Consider the following 13,140-nt stretch of genomic DNA (forward strand, 5'->3'; position numbering starts at 1 on the left):
GTGCGTGGGATGCACCGAATGCCACGTTGGGTGCGTGGGATGCACCCAACGCCACATTGGGGTGCTTGGCGCAGGCGAGATCAGCCGCGCTGGGTGCGGACCCCGAGGAGCACGTCCTCCCAGGACGGCACGATCGGATGGTTCTTCTTCGCCTTCGTACGCGGCTGCTCGGCGTCGTCGCCGTCGGACTCGCCCGGGACGCGCGGGATTTCGCGAGTCTCGTCGTCGCCCTCGTCCGGGCCCTCGATCGCGCGCGGTTCCTCGACGGCGTCGAGCGTCGGCTGCACCACCGAATCGCGGGCGGGGGCCAGTGCGCGCACGGTGCGCGGGGCGACGTACGAGTTCGGGTTCAGCAGGACTTCGGCGTTCTCGTCGAGCGCGTGCACCGTTCCGCCGTGTGCGCCGGGCGAGAACGACCAGTGCGCGCGGTTGTCGGAGCGGCCCGCCTTCCAGCGCAGCACGACGACCCACTTGCCGTCGTCGCCGCGCCAGGCGTCCCAGGCCGCCTGGTTGTAGTCGTGGCCGCGGACGCCGAAGGCGTAGGCGATGACCTCGCCGAGCGTCTGGACGTCGGGCCCGTCCTCGCGGACCGGGTGCGCCGACTGCGCGAGTTCCGCCGTGCGGGACCGTTCGAGCAGCACCGGATAAGCGAATCGCTCCACCCGCTGCGTCGAGACGCCCGCGCTGCTCGCGACCTGCTCGACGGACTCGCCCGCGCGGATTCGCGCCTGGATCTCGCGTGGCCGCATCTGGCTCTCCAACTCGATCTCGATCTGGCCCAGCCGGGCTATGTCCCCCCTCGCCGCCGCACGCAGTCTCTCGTCGGCCGGGAGCAGGAAGCGGGTACGGCTCGCCGGGTCCTCCAGCACGAGGGACTTCCCGTCCTCGTGCAGCCCGACCACCCGCAACGCCCGCATTTCTCGCCTCCCCGGTGTTCACCTTTGTGGGTGCCCACGTTAGAACGGCGCGTCGGCTTGACGTGCGAGGCGCGCCGACGCCTCACCCATCCGAACTCAATCCGACGACACTTTCCCCGTCATTTTCGTGGTCCCGCTGATCGGTCACCGCCGTGACACGCCGACCACGGTGTGTCACGAACGAGTGGTCGTCAACGCGAACCGCCCCGCGAGCCAGGCGGCAGGCGGGGCGGTTTGGGCGTTTTTCGTTCAGCCCAGGCGTTCCACGACGTACTCGATGCTCTGGGTGAGCTTCGTGACGTCGTCCGGGTCGATCGCCGGGAACAGGCCGACGCGCAGCTGGTTGCGGCCCAGCTTCCGGTACGGCTCGGTGTCGACGATCCCGTTGGCGCGCAACGCCTTCGCGACCGCGGCGGCATCGACCTCGTCGGCGAAGTCGACCGTGCCGACGACCTGCGAGCGCAGGTCCGGGTTCGCCACGAACGGCGTGGTGTACGAGGTTTTCTCGGCCCAATCGTAGAGCCGGGTCGAGGATTCCTTGGTGCGCGAGGTGGTCCAGTCGAGGCCGCCCTGTCCGTTCATCCACTCGATTTGCTCGGCGAGCAGGAAAAGCGTGGAGACGGCGGGGGTGTTGTAGGTCTGGTCCTTGCGCGAGTTGTCGAGCGCGGTGGTGAGCGACAGGAATTCGGGGATCCAGCGGTCGCCGCCGCCGATCTCGCCGATCCGCTCGATCGCGGCGGGCGAGGCGAGCGCGATCCACAGCCCGCCGTCGGACGCGAACGACTTCTGCGGCGCGAAGTAGTAGACGTCGAAGTCCTCGGCCTTGACCGGGAGCCCGCCGGCGCCGGACGTCGCGTCGATCGCGACCAGCGCGCCGTCGCTGCCCTCGGGACGCCGCACCGGCACCGCGACGCCGGTGGAGGTCTCGTTGTGCGCCCAGCCGACGAGGTCCGCACCCTGCTGATAGGCGATTTCCGGCGCGCTGCCCGGATCCGCCTTCACCACGATCGACTCGCCGAGGAACGGGGCCTTGTTCGTGACGGTCGCGAACTTCGAGGAGAACTCGCCGTAGGTGAAGTGCTGGGCGCGCTCGCGCACGAGGCCGAACGCGGCGGCGTCCCAGAACGCGGTCGTCCCGCCGTTGCCGAGGATGACCTCGTACCCGTCCGGGAGCGAGAACAGCTCGGACAGCCCGGCGCGCACGCGGCCGACGAGCGACTTGACCGGCTTCTGCCGGTGCGAGGTGCCGAGGTAGGTGGAACCGGACCGGGCGAGGGCGGCGAGCTGCTCTTCGCGGACCTTCGAGGGTCCGCAGCCGAAGCGGCCGTCGGCCGGCTTGAGGTCTGCTGGGATCGTCAACTCAGCGTCGGTCATGTGCTTAGTCTCTCAGGTCGGGACAACGCAGGTAACGGCGGTTGGCGGGTGTCCGACATGTGGAATCGTGACGGAAACGCACGGTTACCGGCCGCGCTGGCGGTGGTTTGCGCTCTTCGCCTTGGCGGCCCTGGTGCACCCGTGGGACTCGTCTGCGCTGATCGGCCTTCCGGTCGGACTCGCGGCGACGATGGTGCTGGCTTTCGTGCCGTGGCGACGAGCGTGGTTCCGCCGCCGAGCGGTTCCTGCTGCGCTGTTCGCTCTTTCCGTGGCGTTCACCGCGTTCGTCGTCGTCGGGTTCTTCGTCGAGCCGCCGAATCCCGACGAGGTCGGCTCCGCCGTTTTCGCACTCGTGCTCGCTGTCGCGTTCCTCGCCGGGACGCTGTGGTGGTGGCGGCCGTGGGGCCGGGTGCCGCCGAAAGGATCAACGCGCGAGGTCCGCGCCGTGCTCGACGGGGATACCACTCAGTGGGACCACGGGCAGGAGATCCCGAGACTGCTGCGCGTCACGGTCCGTCCGCGCGGCTTTCTCACGCTGCTCGACTGCCCGCCGGAGCAGGCGCGCGAACTCCGGCGGACCGGACGGCTGCGGCTGGACGAACCGGACGCCCGCGGCCGGGTCACGGTGGAGATCGGCGGGGTCGCGACGCCGGGGAGCTACACGACTGATCCGGCGGGACTGCCGATCCGGAAGCGCTCGCTGCGAAGGCTGCGCTGGCAGGCTGCCGTCGCCGTGCCCGCCGCGGTGCTCGCGGTGGCGATCGCGGTGGGCGGAGTGGTCGCGGCGTTCTGGTTCCTCGGGGGCTCCGGCTGGCCGGTGCTGATTCCCGCGCTGGTCTGGGGCGGCGTGGCGGTGGCGTGGGCCGGGCAGGTCCGCGAGACCTGGCACTGGGGGCAGGGCGCGCTGACTCCGGTCTGGGCGGCGCTGCCCGACCGGCACGTGTGGCCGGGCACCGTGGTGACCGGCTGGCTCGTGCTCGAACCCGGCTGGCCAGGGCGGTTCGGGATCGAGCACTGCCCGCCGGAGATCGCCGCCGAGCTGATCGAGCACCGGCGGCTGTGGGTGTTCGGCACCCCGCAGGTCGGCGACGTCCTGGTAGGCCTGCCCGGCCAGGGCTGCTACGCGAAGGCGTGGCTGTCGCCTGCCGGACGGGCAGCCGACCTTGACGCCGAGGAGCCCGGCGGCAAGGTCGCGGCTGGCGAACTCAGCGCCACCCGGTCTCGTCCAGGCCGCCTGGAATCGGCGCGGCCGGGTCGTACGGCGTGCGGCTGAAGATGAACGTCGCGAGGTTCAGGTGGTTCGCCGTCCCGTCCGCGGCGCGGCCGACGGTGAGCGTTTCGCCCGCGTAGTAGCCGTCCAGCCCGATCCAGGTGTCCGGGCCCTCGGGACGGAACCGCGAGGCCCGGCCGGCGCCGACGGCCGGGTTCAGCGAGATCAGGCCGTCGCCCTGCACGCGCAGGAAGTACGGCGACGGGCCCCAGTGCCACAGCCCGGTCAGCGCGAGCAGTTCCGGGTCCACAGCGGACGGGAACCACTCCGCGGGCAGCGCGGGTTCGAGGTCGTCGGCCGTCGTGAGCAGGTCGAGGCACAGCTGGGTGATGCCGACGCCTCCGGTGGAGTTCGCGAGGCACAGCGCGCCGGTGCCGCTGCGCGGGTCGACGATGGTCGCGGCGAGGAAACCGGGCATCGAGCCGGTGTGCCCGGCCAGGTGCCTGCCCTGGTAGCGCACGACCATCAGGCCGAGGCCGAATCCGGTCGACCACACCTCGGTGTCGTCGACGGTGTTCATCGTCCGCATCTCGTCGACGGTGTCCGCGGACAGCACGTCGCCGGTGTGGCCGCCGAGGAACGACGTCCAGCGGCCGAGGTCGGTGATCGTGGACCAGAGCTGGCCTGCCGGGGCCATCGCGCCGGCGTCCGGCCACTTCTCCGGCATGAGCACGTCGGCGAACGGGTGCACGGCGAATCCCTCGGCGTGTGCGCCCTCCGGGTGCGGGGTCGTGCGGTTCATGCCCAGCGGGGTAAGGATTTCGTCGCGCACGACATCGAACCACGGTCGCTCGCGGTGCCGGGCGACCAGTTCGCCGAGGACGCCGTAGCCGACGTTCGAGTAGTGGAACTTGAAGCCGGGGCGAAGCTTCGTCGCGTTCTTCTCGAGGCTCGCGACGAGCGCCGCCCAGTCCGCGCCGGGCGCGCGCTCCCACCACTGGCCGGGCGATTCCGACGTGAGGCCGGAGGTGTGCGACAGCAGCTGCGCGATCGTGACCGAGCCGAACGCGGTACCCGGCAGGTGCCGCTCCAGCGGGTCGGTGAGGTTGAGTTTGCCCTCGTCGCGCAGCCGCATGACCGCGGTCGCGATCATCGTTTTGGTGATCGACCCCAGCCGGTACTGCGTGTTGTCGTCCGGCCGCTGGTCGCCGACGCGGCCGCGGGCACCGGACCAGACGACCTCGCCGCCTCGGACGACAGCGGCGACGAGGGACGGGGCGCGGCTGACGGACTGCTCGTGTGCGAGCCGTCGGTACAGGGCGAGTTCGGTGGTGTCGAGCATGGCCGTCATTCTGCCCGGGCAGCTCAGCCGAGCAGTTGCCGGTCCAGCGCCGTCGTGACCGCCGCCGTGCGGTCGGAAACGCCGAGCTTCGAGAACACCCGCAGCAGATGCGTCTTCACCGTCGCCTCGCCGATGTGCAGCTCGCGGCCGATTTCGGCGTTGGTGCGGCCCTTCGCGACCAGCCGCAGCACCTCCACCTCGCGCGCGGACAGCGGCGACACCGGTTCCGGGTTCCGCATCCGGTGCACGAGCTTGCCCGCGACCGACGGCGCCAGCACGGTCTCGCCGCGATGCGCGGCCCGGATCGCCCCGGCCAATTCGGTGCGCGACGCGTCTTTCAGCAGGTACCCCGACGCGCCCGCCTCGACCGCGCGCAGGATGTCCGCATCGGTTTCGTACGTGGTGAGCACGACGATCCGGCGTGCGGGCGTTTCCTTGAGGATCGCGTGGATCGCGCCGACGCCGTCGAGGCCCGGCATGCGCAGGTCCATCAGGACGACGTCGGGCTGTTTCACGCGGTCGAGCGCCACCGCTTCGTCGCCGGACCCGGCTTCGCCGACCACCGTGAGGTCGTCCTCGGCTTCGAGCATGCCGCGCAGTCCTTCGCGCACCACAGGATGGTCGTCGACCAGCATGATCGTGATCACGCGGGCACCTCCAGTTCCAGTTCGGTGCCGCCGTTCGCGCCGGTCCGCACTGCCAAAGTGCCGCCCACCTGCTCGGCCCGCGAACGCATGCCGCGCAACCCGAATCCGGCTCCGTCGGCGTCCGGGGTGAAGCCGCACCCGTTGTCCTCCACGCGCAACCGTATCGCTCCGTCCACAGCGGACATTCGCACGCGGACGAGCGTCGCGCCCGAATGCTTGCGCACGTTCGACAACGCCTCCTGCACCGCGCGCAGCAGCACCACTTCGACCGCAGTGGACAGTGGCGGCAGCGCATCGTCCACTTCGCACTCGACCGGGACGCCGATCTCCTCGGCGAGCCGATCAGCCTGACGCTGCACGGCTTCCGGCAACGAACCAGTGGCCAAATCGGACGGTGCGAGCGCGGCTACCATCGCTCGGGCTTCGGCGAGATTCTCGCGCGCGGTGCGGCCGGCGAGCGCGAGATGTTTGCGCACCGCGGACAGGTTGGTGTCCAGTTCGGACTCGATCGCCTGGGTCAGCGTGATGATGCTGGTGAACCCTTGGGCGAGCGTGTCGTGGATTTCCCGCGCCAGCCGTTCGCGTTCGGCCGCGGTGCCCGCTTCCCGCGACAGCCGCGCGACTTCGGCCTGGCTGGATTCCAGTTCGCGGATCAGCTCGGCGCGGGCGCGGCTCTGCCGCAGGACGTCGCTGGTGAACTTTCCGGCCAGCACGCTGAAGACGATGAGAATCGCGGTCATCGGCAGCAGGACCGACAGCAACTGGTTGTCCCAGCCGCCGTTCAGTACCGCGGAAACGGGTTCGAGCAGGATCAGCAGCGTCGTCGCGACGATCCCGGGGCGCAGTTCCAGCAGCATGAACACCAGTGGGCAAGCGACGAACAGCACGAAGCTCGCCGTGGTGGACGCGAGAATGGCGGTGGCGCTCAACGCGATCAGCGCCACCGCCGCGACGACGCGGGCGGTCTCGTTGTCCTCGCCGTGCACGACGCGCCGCCCCACGGACAGATACCCGATGGCGATGGCGCCCAGCGCGGCTTCGGCCACGATCTTCGCGGCTGCCGAACCGTCGTTGACGAGCACCAGGACCGCGGTCGCCGCGTAGGCGACCGCGAACAGCACCTCCCAGGACCAGTACGACCGTTCCCACGCGTCGGCTTGGTTCACTTCGCTTCGTTCGTCCACCGGAACGTCACCCTCGCGAGCACCAGGCCCACCACGCACCACACCGCCAGCACCAGCGCCACCTTCGGAAGCTCCCATGTCCCCGCCATTTCCTGGGTCGCGGCCTCCGGCGGAAGGAACACCGAGCGGAAGCCCTGGCAGATCCATTTCAGCGGGAAGAACGACGCGACGTCGACCATGATCCTCGGCAGGTGCGTGATCGGCGTGACGAACACCCCGGAAATGAACTGCAGCACCAAGTACACCAGCTGCACCAGCGCCACGGTGCCGTTCGCGGTGCGGGTGACCGAGCTGATCGCGATGCCCAGCAGCGTCGAGGAGACGATCCCGAGCAGCAGCACCCAGACCAGGGTCAGCCACTTGGCCGGATCGGACGGCAATTCGAGGCGGAACAGCAGCATCGCCACCGCGGCCATCAGGACGGTCTGCGACACGCTGGTCACCGCGACCATCACCATCTTGCCGACGAAGTAGGCCGCCGCGGGCATCGGTGTGCCGCGCAAGCGTTTCAGCGCGCCGATTTCCCGGTCCGCGGCGATGCCGATGCCGACGCTGTTGAACGACGTGGACACGATGCCCGCGCCGATCATCCCGGCGGCGAGCAGTTGCCCGGACGACACCCCGGTCTGCCCGGTCGGACCGTCGAGGATGGAGCCGAGCAGGATCATCAGCACCGCGGGCAGCGAGAAGGTGAACACCACCTGCTCGCGGTTGCGGAAGAACTGCCGCAGTTCGAGTGCGCCGCGGGCGAGGCCGAGACTGAACGTGCCCGGCACGGCCATTGTCGTGGTCACGGTTGCTCCCCGATCAGGTCGAGATAGACGTCTTCCAGGCTGGGGCGCGTCACCGTGAGACCGGCGAGTTCCCCGTGGTCGGCGGCGAGTTGCGAGACGAGCTTCGTCGGGAACTGCGTGCGTTCCTCGTGACTGCCGCGTTCGTCCTGCCATCGCACGACGGCCTCGGCGCGTTCGCGGCCGCCGAGCGTGGCCGGCGTCCCCTCCGCGACGACCGAACCTCGTGCGATCACCGCGAGCCGGTCGGCCAGTGCCTCGACCTCGTCGAGGTAATGCGTGGTCAACAGGATCGTGGTGCCCTCGTGGGCGAGTCCGTCGATGAGCGCCCAGAACTGCCGCCGCGCCTCGGGGTCGAATCCGGTGGTCGGCTCGTCGAGGAACAGCAACTCCGGACGGCCGATGATGCCGAGCGCGACGTCCACGCGGCGGCGCTGCCCGCCGGACAACGACTTCACCCGCGCGCCCGCCTTCGCGGTGAGGCCGACCTGGTCGATCACCTCTTCCGGATCCCGCGGGTTCGGGTAGTACTTCGCGAAGTGCCGCACGGTCTCCGCGACGGTCAATTCCGCCGCGTCGGTGGCCGTCTGCAACACGATGCCGAGGCGGGCGCGCCACGCGCGTCCCGCGGTACCCGGGTCCTCGCCGAGGACAGTGGCTTCCCCCGCCGTCCGCTGCCGGTGCCCCTCCAGGATCTCGACGGTGGTCGTTTTGCCCGCGCCGTTGGGCCCGAGCAGGGCGAACACCTCGCCGTCGGGGATGTCGAGATCGATCCCGGCCACGGCGAGGTGGCCCGGGTACTCCTTGCGCAGTCCGCGCACTCGCACTGCTGTGCTCATGGGTTCAGCGTGCGCCGCGGAGGGCGGTCCGCGGGACGTCCGGGCAGTGGAATCGGGCTGTCCATCGAACGGTGGACACACTGGTTTCCCGTGGAACCACGACGCTCGCTATTGACAAGTTGTCTAACATGACAAGATGTCTCACAAGCAGGTGACTGCCAGCGACGGAGTCCGCCTTTCGGTCCGGGTGAGCGGCAACCCCGACGGACCCACGGTCGTGCTCGTGCACGGGTATCCGGACAACAGCTCGATGTGGGACGGCGTCGCCGAGGAGCTGCGCCGCGAGCACCGCGTGGTCGTCTACGACGTGCGCGGGGCGGGCGAATCCGACAAACCGCGAGAGCGCCGGGCGTACCGGCTGGACCAGCTCGCCGACGACCTCGCCGCGGTGGTCCACGAGGTGCAGCCATTCGGCAAGGTTCACCTCGTCGCGCACGACTGGGGTTCGATCCAGGCCTGGCACGCGGTCACCGGCGACCAGTTGCGCGGCCGGATCGCTTCGTACACCTCGCTTTCCGGGCCCAGTCTCGATCACGCCGGCGCGTGGTTCCGCGATCAGCTGACCCGGCCGACGCCGCGTCGCCTCGGGCACGCGTTGCGGCAGTTCCTGCACTCGTACTACATCGTCGCGTTCCAGGTGCCGTTGATCCCGGAACTGTTGTGGCGCACCGGAATCATGCGCACGCTGATCCGGAAGCTGGAGCCCGCCGAGTCCTCGCCGAAGACGGCAGACGGCGTGCACGGACTGAAGCTGTACCGGGCGAACATGGGCCCGCGGCTCTCCCGGCCGCGTCCGCGTCCGGCGGAAATCCCCGTGCAGGTGCTCGCGCCGAACGGTGATTCGTACGTCACCACGCCACTGCAGACCGAGGTCGAGCGCTGGGTGCCGGACCTGCACGTCCGGCGGGTGATCGGGTCGCACTGGATTACCCGCACCAAGCCGGAAGTGGTTGCGGCCGCGGCGGCTGAGCTGATCGCGTCGGTGGAGACCGGCGAGGAAACGCGGGCGCTGCGGCGGGCGCGGGTCGGTCGCGGCAGCGGTCGCTTCGCGCATCACCTCGTGGTCGTGACCGGCGCGGGCAGCGGGATCGGCCGCGAGACCGCGCTGGCATTCGCGGCCGAGGGCGCCGACGTGGTCGTCAGCGACATCAACGGCGATTCGGCCGCGGAAACCGCGAAACTGGTGCGGGAGCGCGGGGTCGACGCCGGTGAGTACACAGTGGACTCTTCGGACGGCGAGGCGGTCGCCCGGTTCGCCGCGCAGGTGCGAGACGAGTTCGGCGTGCCGGACATCGTGGTGAACAACGCCGGGATCGGCATGTCCGGCCCGTTCCTCGACACGACGATCGAGGACTGGGAGAAGGTCGTGGACGTCAACCTGTGGGGCGTGATCCACGGGTGCCGCGCGTTCGCGCCGATGATGAAGGAACGCGCTGAGGGCGGCCAGATCGTCAACCTCGCTTCTGCCGCGGCTTATCTGCCGTCGAAGATCCTCACCGCTTACGGCACCACGAAGGCCGCCGTGCTCGCATTGAGCAATGGCTTGCGCGCGGAGCTGGCGTCCGAGGGAATCGGCGTCACCGCGGTTTGCCCGGGGCTGGTGAACACGAACATCACCAAGACCACCAAGTTCGTTGGCGTGGACGAAGTCGAGGAGAAGCGGCGGCAGAAGGAATCGTCGAAGCTCTACGCCCGCCGCAATTTCGGCCCGGAACGCGTCGCGCACGACATTCTGCGTGCGGTGGAGAAGAACGTCGCGATCCAGCCGTCCACTCCGGAAGCGAAGGTCGCGCTGGTCCTTTCGCGACTGACGCCGGGTTTGCTTCGGGCAGCGGCGAAACTGGACGTCACGCCGTGAGCCGTCCGCGCCGGATGACCGCGCAGGCCCGGCGGGACGATCTGATCGCGGCCGCGCTGGATTTGTTCGGCACCCGGGCTCCGGAATTGGTCACGGTGGACGACATCGTGGCGCGCGCCGAGGTGTCGCGGCCGTTGTTCTACCGGTATTTCCCGAGTCTGCGAGAACTGCAAATGCAGGCCTTGCGCACGGTCACCGACGGTTTGGTCGACCGGCTCGCGACCCTTGAGGAAGGCCCACCGGAAGAACGGCTGCGCGCGGCCGTGCGGGGTCTCGTCGATGTCGCCGCGCACTACCGCGAAGGCTATGTCGCGTTGCTGCGCAGCGGTTCGGTCATCGCCACTTCGGAGACGGACGCGGCGATCGACGAGGTCCGCAACCGTGCCGTCGAGCTGATCCTCGAAGCGCTGGCGATCCCGGAACCGTCACCGTTGGTGCTGCTGACCCTGCGCTGCTGGACCGCCGTGGTCGAGGGCGCGCTGCTGTCGTGGCTGCAAGAAGGCACCGTCCCGCGCGAAACGCTGGACGGCTGGCTGGTCGATCAGCTCACCGCGATGCTCGCCGCCACCGACGCGCATCTGGCCACAACGCCGTGAAGGACTCCTTGCGGGAATTAGATTCCCGCAAGGAGTCCTTCACGGACAAATGGCTCAGATCTGGGTGACGAGGTCCCAGCCTTCGACCTCGGACGGCGTGCGCGGGCCGGGGCCGACGTACTTCGCCGACGGACGGACCAGGCGGCCGGTCTGCTTCTGCTCCAGGATGTGCGCCGCCCAGCCGGCGGTGCGTGCGGAGGAGAACATCGCGGGCATCATGTGCGGCGGCACCTTCGCGAAGTCCAGGATCACCGCGGCCCAGAACTCGACGTTCGTTTCGATCGGGTGGTCCGGACGGCGCTCGCGCAGCTCGGCCAGCGCGGCCTGCTCCAGCGCGGCGGCCACCTCGTAGCGCTCCGCGCCCAGTTCCTTGCAGGTGCGGCGCAGCACGCGGGCGCGCGGGTCCTCCGCACGGTACACGCGGTGGCCGAAGCCCATCAGCCGCTCCTTGCGGTCGAGGATGCCCTTGACCAGCGCGCGGGCGTCACCCGAGCGCTCGACCTCCTCGATCATCGGCAGCACGCGCGCCGGTGCCCCGCCGTGCAGCGGGCCGGACATCGCGCCGATCGCGCCGGACAGCGACGCCGCGACGTCCGCCCCGGTGGAGGCGATGACGCGCGCGGTGAAGGTGGAGGCGTTGAGGCCGTGCTCGGCGGCGGAAACCCAGTACGCGTCGACCGCCTTGACGTGCGCCGGGTCCGGCTCGCCGCGCCAGCGGATCATGAACCGCTCGGTGATCGACTTGGCCTCGTCGACCCGCGACTGCGGCACGGCGGGCTGGCCGATGCCGCGCGCGGACTGCGCGACGTAGGACAGCGCCATCACCGAAGCGCGGGCGAGCTGGTCGCGCGCCTCTTCGTCGGTGATGTCGAGCAGCGGCCGGTAACCCCAGATCGGGGCGAGCATGGCGAGCGCGGCCTGGACGTCGACCCGCACGTCGCCGGTGTGCACCGGAAGCGGGAACGGCTCGGCGGGCGGAAGCCCGGTCCCGAACCGCCCGTCGACCAGGAGGCCCCATACGTCGCCGAAGGTCACCTTCCCGGCGAGGTCCTCGATGTCGACGCCGCGGTAGCGCAGCGCACCGCCGTCCCGGTCGGGTTCGGCGATTTCGGTTCGAAACGCGACGACGCCTTCGAGACCAGGCCGGAACCCGTCGTCGGCTTCGTTGGTGGTGCTGATCGTGGAGGTAGTCACTCTTCGCGAACCCTTTCGATGCGCATTCCCCGGCTGTGTTGTGCACGCGCGGACGGGATACACGCTGGCTCCTTGCGCGCCTCATCGCACGGTGGGACAAACCATGCTCCCTTTGCCCGGCCGGGGCAACGGAAGATGTCGTGGTTTCGGTCACGATTACGAGAACGATTCAGTCCAGGTGGGGCCGGGACGCGACTTTCTCCCGTCCAGCGAGGTGACCGCAGACTGGTACCCCGGTGGCGACGAGGTGAACCCCGGCTTGCCGAGGGACGTGACTCCGGCTGCCGGTGGCGGCGCGGGCGGACCCGGTCAGGTGAATCTGTGAAGTTGCAAGATCTCGATGACGGCTTCCGCTAAGTTATTTACTGACCAGTTGCTCTGAGTAACCGAGGGGAAAACATGAAGAAGCGATTCCTGTTAGCCGCAGCGGCCGCGACGCTGGCTGTGGCGACGTGTGCGCCCACCGCCGAGGCTTCACCGGCGTCACCGTGCGGGTTTTCGAGGGTGGGCAGCAACTCCTTCTACAACCACTGCGGCAACGACTGGGCCTGGATCTTCATCGACTATTCGGCGGACAACCTTCGCGGCGAGTACTGCTTCAAGCCGCATTCCGAGCGCGGGGTCGGGCAGTTCGACGGCGATCCGCGGGGCGCTTGGTACACCCGGACCGCGACGACCGACGGCACCCGTTGCACTAATAGGTAACGCTTTCTAGCCGGCGGGGCGGCCTGGGTGTTCCGGGCTGCCCCGCCGGCTTGTGTGCGCAGGCTGCCTTCTCCCGGCGCGAGTTCCTGGATGACGGGAATGTGCTTCTGTCGTCGTGTAAACACCGTGTATCCGAATCAGGCGGAGCGCCTTGTCCGGTGGTAAGAACTTGCCATGCACCTGAGCCCGCAGGAACGCGACAAACTGCTGGTCCACGTCGCGGCGGACGTTGCTCGCAAACGGCTCGAACGCGGTCTTCGGCTCAATCATCCCGAAGCCGTCGCGCTCATCACCGACTACGTCCTGGAGGGCGCTCGCGACGGGCGCACGGTCAGTGAACTCGCGGCGGGCGGGCGCACCGTGCTGACCCGGGCGCAAGTGCTCGACGGGGTGCCGGAAATGGTCGATTCAGTGCAAGTGGAAGCCACTTTCCCGGACGGCACGAAACTCGTCACGGTGCACGAACCGATCGGTTGAGGAGGA

13 protein-coding genes are annotated in these 13,140 nt (G+C 69.5%); 5 read left to right on the forward strand and 8 right to left on the reverse strand.

Annotated features, from left to right (window positions below):
• Positions 1 to 80 precede the first annotated feature (80 nt).
• Positions 81 to 917: a septation protein SepH gene (sepH, locus tag H4281_RS04020; RefSeq protein ID WP_182889530.1), complete on the reverse strand. Its 837-nt coding sequence runs from the start codon at positions 915 to 917 to the stop codon at positions 81 to 83.
• Positions 918 to 1,166: 249 nt separating this feature from the next.
• The gene (gene serC / locus H4281_RS04025; protein ID WP_182889531.1) at positions 1,167 to 2,291 is read right to left on the reverse strand and encodes a phosphoserine transaminase; all 1,125 of its coding nucleotides are present in this window, start codon (positions 2,289 to 2,291) and stop codon (positions 1,167 to 1,169) included.
• Between the two features lie 67 nt (positions 2,292 to 2,358).
• On the opposite strand from serC, the gene H4281_RS04030 reads away from it, so the two are divergent.
• Positions 2,359 to 3,564: a hypothetical protein gene (locus H4281_RS04030; RefSeq protein ID WP_182889532.1), complete on the forward strand. Its 1,206-nt coding sequence runs from the start codon at positions 2,359 to 2,361 to the stop codon at positions 3,562 to 3,564.
• Here H4281_RS04030 and H4281_RS04035 read toward each other — a convergent pair.
• The 5 genes from H4281_RS04035 to H4281_RS04055 are packed head-to-tail and all read right to left on the reverse strand — an operon-like array spanning position 3,497 to position 8,304.
• Entirely contained in the window at positions 3,497 to 4,843 is a 1,347-nt protein-coding gene (locus H4281_RS04035; protein ID WP_182889533.1) for a serine hydrolase domain-containing protein, read from the reverse strand. The two genes, H4281_RS04030 and H4281_RS04035, sit on opposite strands and share 68 nt — an antisense overlap.
• A gap of 23 nt (positions 4,844 to 4,866) precedes the next feature.
• Positions 4,867 to 5,490 carry a response regulator gene (locus H4281_RS04040; protein WP_067575181.1) on the reverse strand — a complete coding sequence of 208 codons (624 nt, stop codon included), beginning with the start codon at positions 5,488 to 5,490 and terminating at the stop codon, positions 4,867 to 4,869.
• The gene (locus H4281_RS04045) at positions 5,487 to 6,674 is read right to left on the reverse strand and encodes a sensor histidine kinase (RefSeq protein ID WP_237597384.1); all 1,188 of its coding nucleotides are present in this window, start codon (positions 6,672 to 6,674) and stop codon (positions 5,487 to 5,489) included. The genes H4281_RS04040 and H4281_RS04045 overlap by 4 nt, the downstream gene beginning before the upstream one ends.
• Positions 6,653 to 7,468: an ABC transporter permease gene (locus tag H4281_RS04050; protein ID WP_237597383.1), complete on the reverse strand. Its 816-nt coding sequence runs from the start codon at positions 7,466 to 7,468 to the stop codon at positions 6,653 to 6,655. Before H4281_RS04050 ends, H4281_RS04045 begins: the two co-directional genes overlap by 22 nt.
• Positions 7,465 to 8,304 carry an ABC transporter ATP-binding protein gene (locus H4281_RS04055; RefSeq protein WP_182889534.1) on the reverse strand — a complete coding sequence of 280 codons (840 nt, stop codon included), beginning with the start codon at positions 8,302 to 8,304 and terminating at the stop codon, positions 7,465 to 7,467. The genes H4281_RS04050 and H4281_RS04055 overlap by 4 nt, the downstream gene beginning before the upstream one ends.
• Before the next feature lie 151 nt (positions 8,305 to 8,455).
• On the opposite strand from H4281_RS04055, the gene H4281_RS04060 reads away from it, so the two are divergent.
• Positions 8,456 to 10,162 (forward strand): SDR family oxidoreductase, encoded by a 1,707-nt coding sequence (locus tag H4281_RS04060; protein WP_182890205.1) that lies wholly within the window; start codon positions 8,456 to 8,458, stop codon positions 10,160 to 10,162.
• 14 nt (positions 10,163 to 10,176) lie between these two features.
• Entirely contained in the window at positions 10,177 to 10,758 is a 582-nt protein-coding gene (locus tag H4281_RS04065; RefSeq protein ID WP_182890206.1) for a TetR/AcrR family transcriptional regulator, read from the forward strand.
• A gap of 54 nt (positions 10,759 to 10,812) precedes the next feature.
• Here H4281_RS04065 and H4281_RS04070 read toward each other — a convergent pair whose 3' ends face one another.
• The gene (locus H4281_RS04070) at positions 10,813 to 11,952 is read right to left on the reverse strand and encodes a citrate synthase 2 (protein ID WP_182889535.1); all 1,140 of its coding nucleotides are present in this window, start codon (positions 11,950 to 11,952) and stop codon (positions 10,813 to 10,815) included.
• 399 nt (positions 11,953 to 12,351) lie between these two features.
• Between H4281_RS04070 and H4281_RS04075 the strand changes: the two genes are divergently transcribed.
• The gene (locus H4281_RS04075) at positions 12,352 to 12,657 is read left to right on the forward strand and encodes a DUF6355 family natural product biosynthesis protein (RefSeq protein WP_246411429.1); all 306 of its coding nucleotides are present in this window, start codon (positions 12,352 to 12,354) and stop codon (positions 12,655 to 12,657) included.
• Positions 12,658 to 12,831: 174 nt separating this feature from the next.
• Positions 12,832 to 13,134, forward strand: coding sequence for an urease subunit gamma (locus H4281_RS04080; protein WP_182889537.1), 303 nt, complete (start codon positions 12,832 to 12,834; stop codon positions 13,132 to 13,134).
• The last annotated feature ends 6 nt before the right edge of the window (positions 13,135 to 13,140 follow it).

Origin of the sequence: Amycolatopsis dendrobii (genome assembly GCF_014145675.1) — a bacterium.
Lineage (GTDB): Bacteria > Actinomycetota > Actinomycetes > Mycobacteriales > Pseudonocardiaceae > Amycolatopsis > Amycolatopsis dendrobii.

Excerpts from the sequence above, each read along its gene's own strand:
- serC (WP_182889531.1), bottom strand. The coding sequence starts at position 2,291 with ATGACCGACGCTGAGTTGACGATCCCAGCAGACCTCAAGCCGGCCGAC.
- sepH (WP_182889530.1), bottom strand. The coding sequence starts at position 917 with ATGCGGGCGTTGCGGGTGGTCGGGCTGCACGAGGACGGGAAGTCCCTC.
- H4281_RS04080 (WP_182889537.1), top strand. The coding sequence starts at position 12,832 with ATGCACCTGAGCCCGCAGGAACGCGACAAACTGCTGGTCCACGTCGCG.
- H4281_RS04035 (WP_182889533.1), bottom strand. The coding sequence starts at position 4,843 with ATGCTCGACACCACCGAACTCGCCCTGTACCGACGGCTCGCACACGAG.
- H4281_RS04065 (WP_182890206.1), top strand. The coding sequence starts at position 10,177 with ATGACCGCGCAGGCCCGGCGGGACGATCTGATCGCGGCCGCGCTGGAT.
- H4281_RS04055 (WP_182889534.1), bottom strand. The coding sequence starts at position 8,304 with ATGAGCACAGCAGTGCGAGTGCGCGGACTGCGCAAGGAGTACCCGGGC.
- H4281_RS04075 (WP_246411429.1), top strand. The coding sequence starts at position 12,352 with ATGAAGAAGCGATTCCTGTTAGCCGCAGCGGCCGCGACGCTGGCTGTG.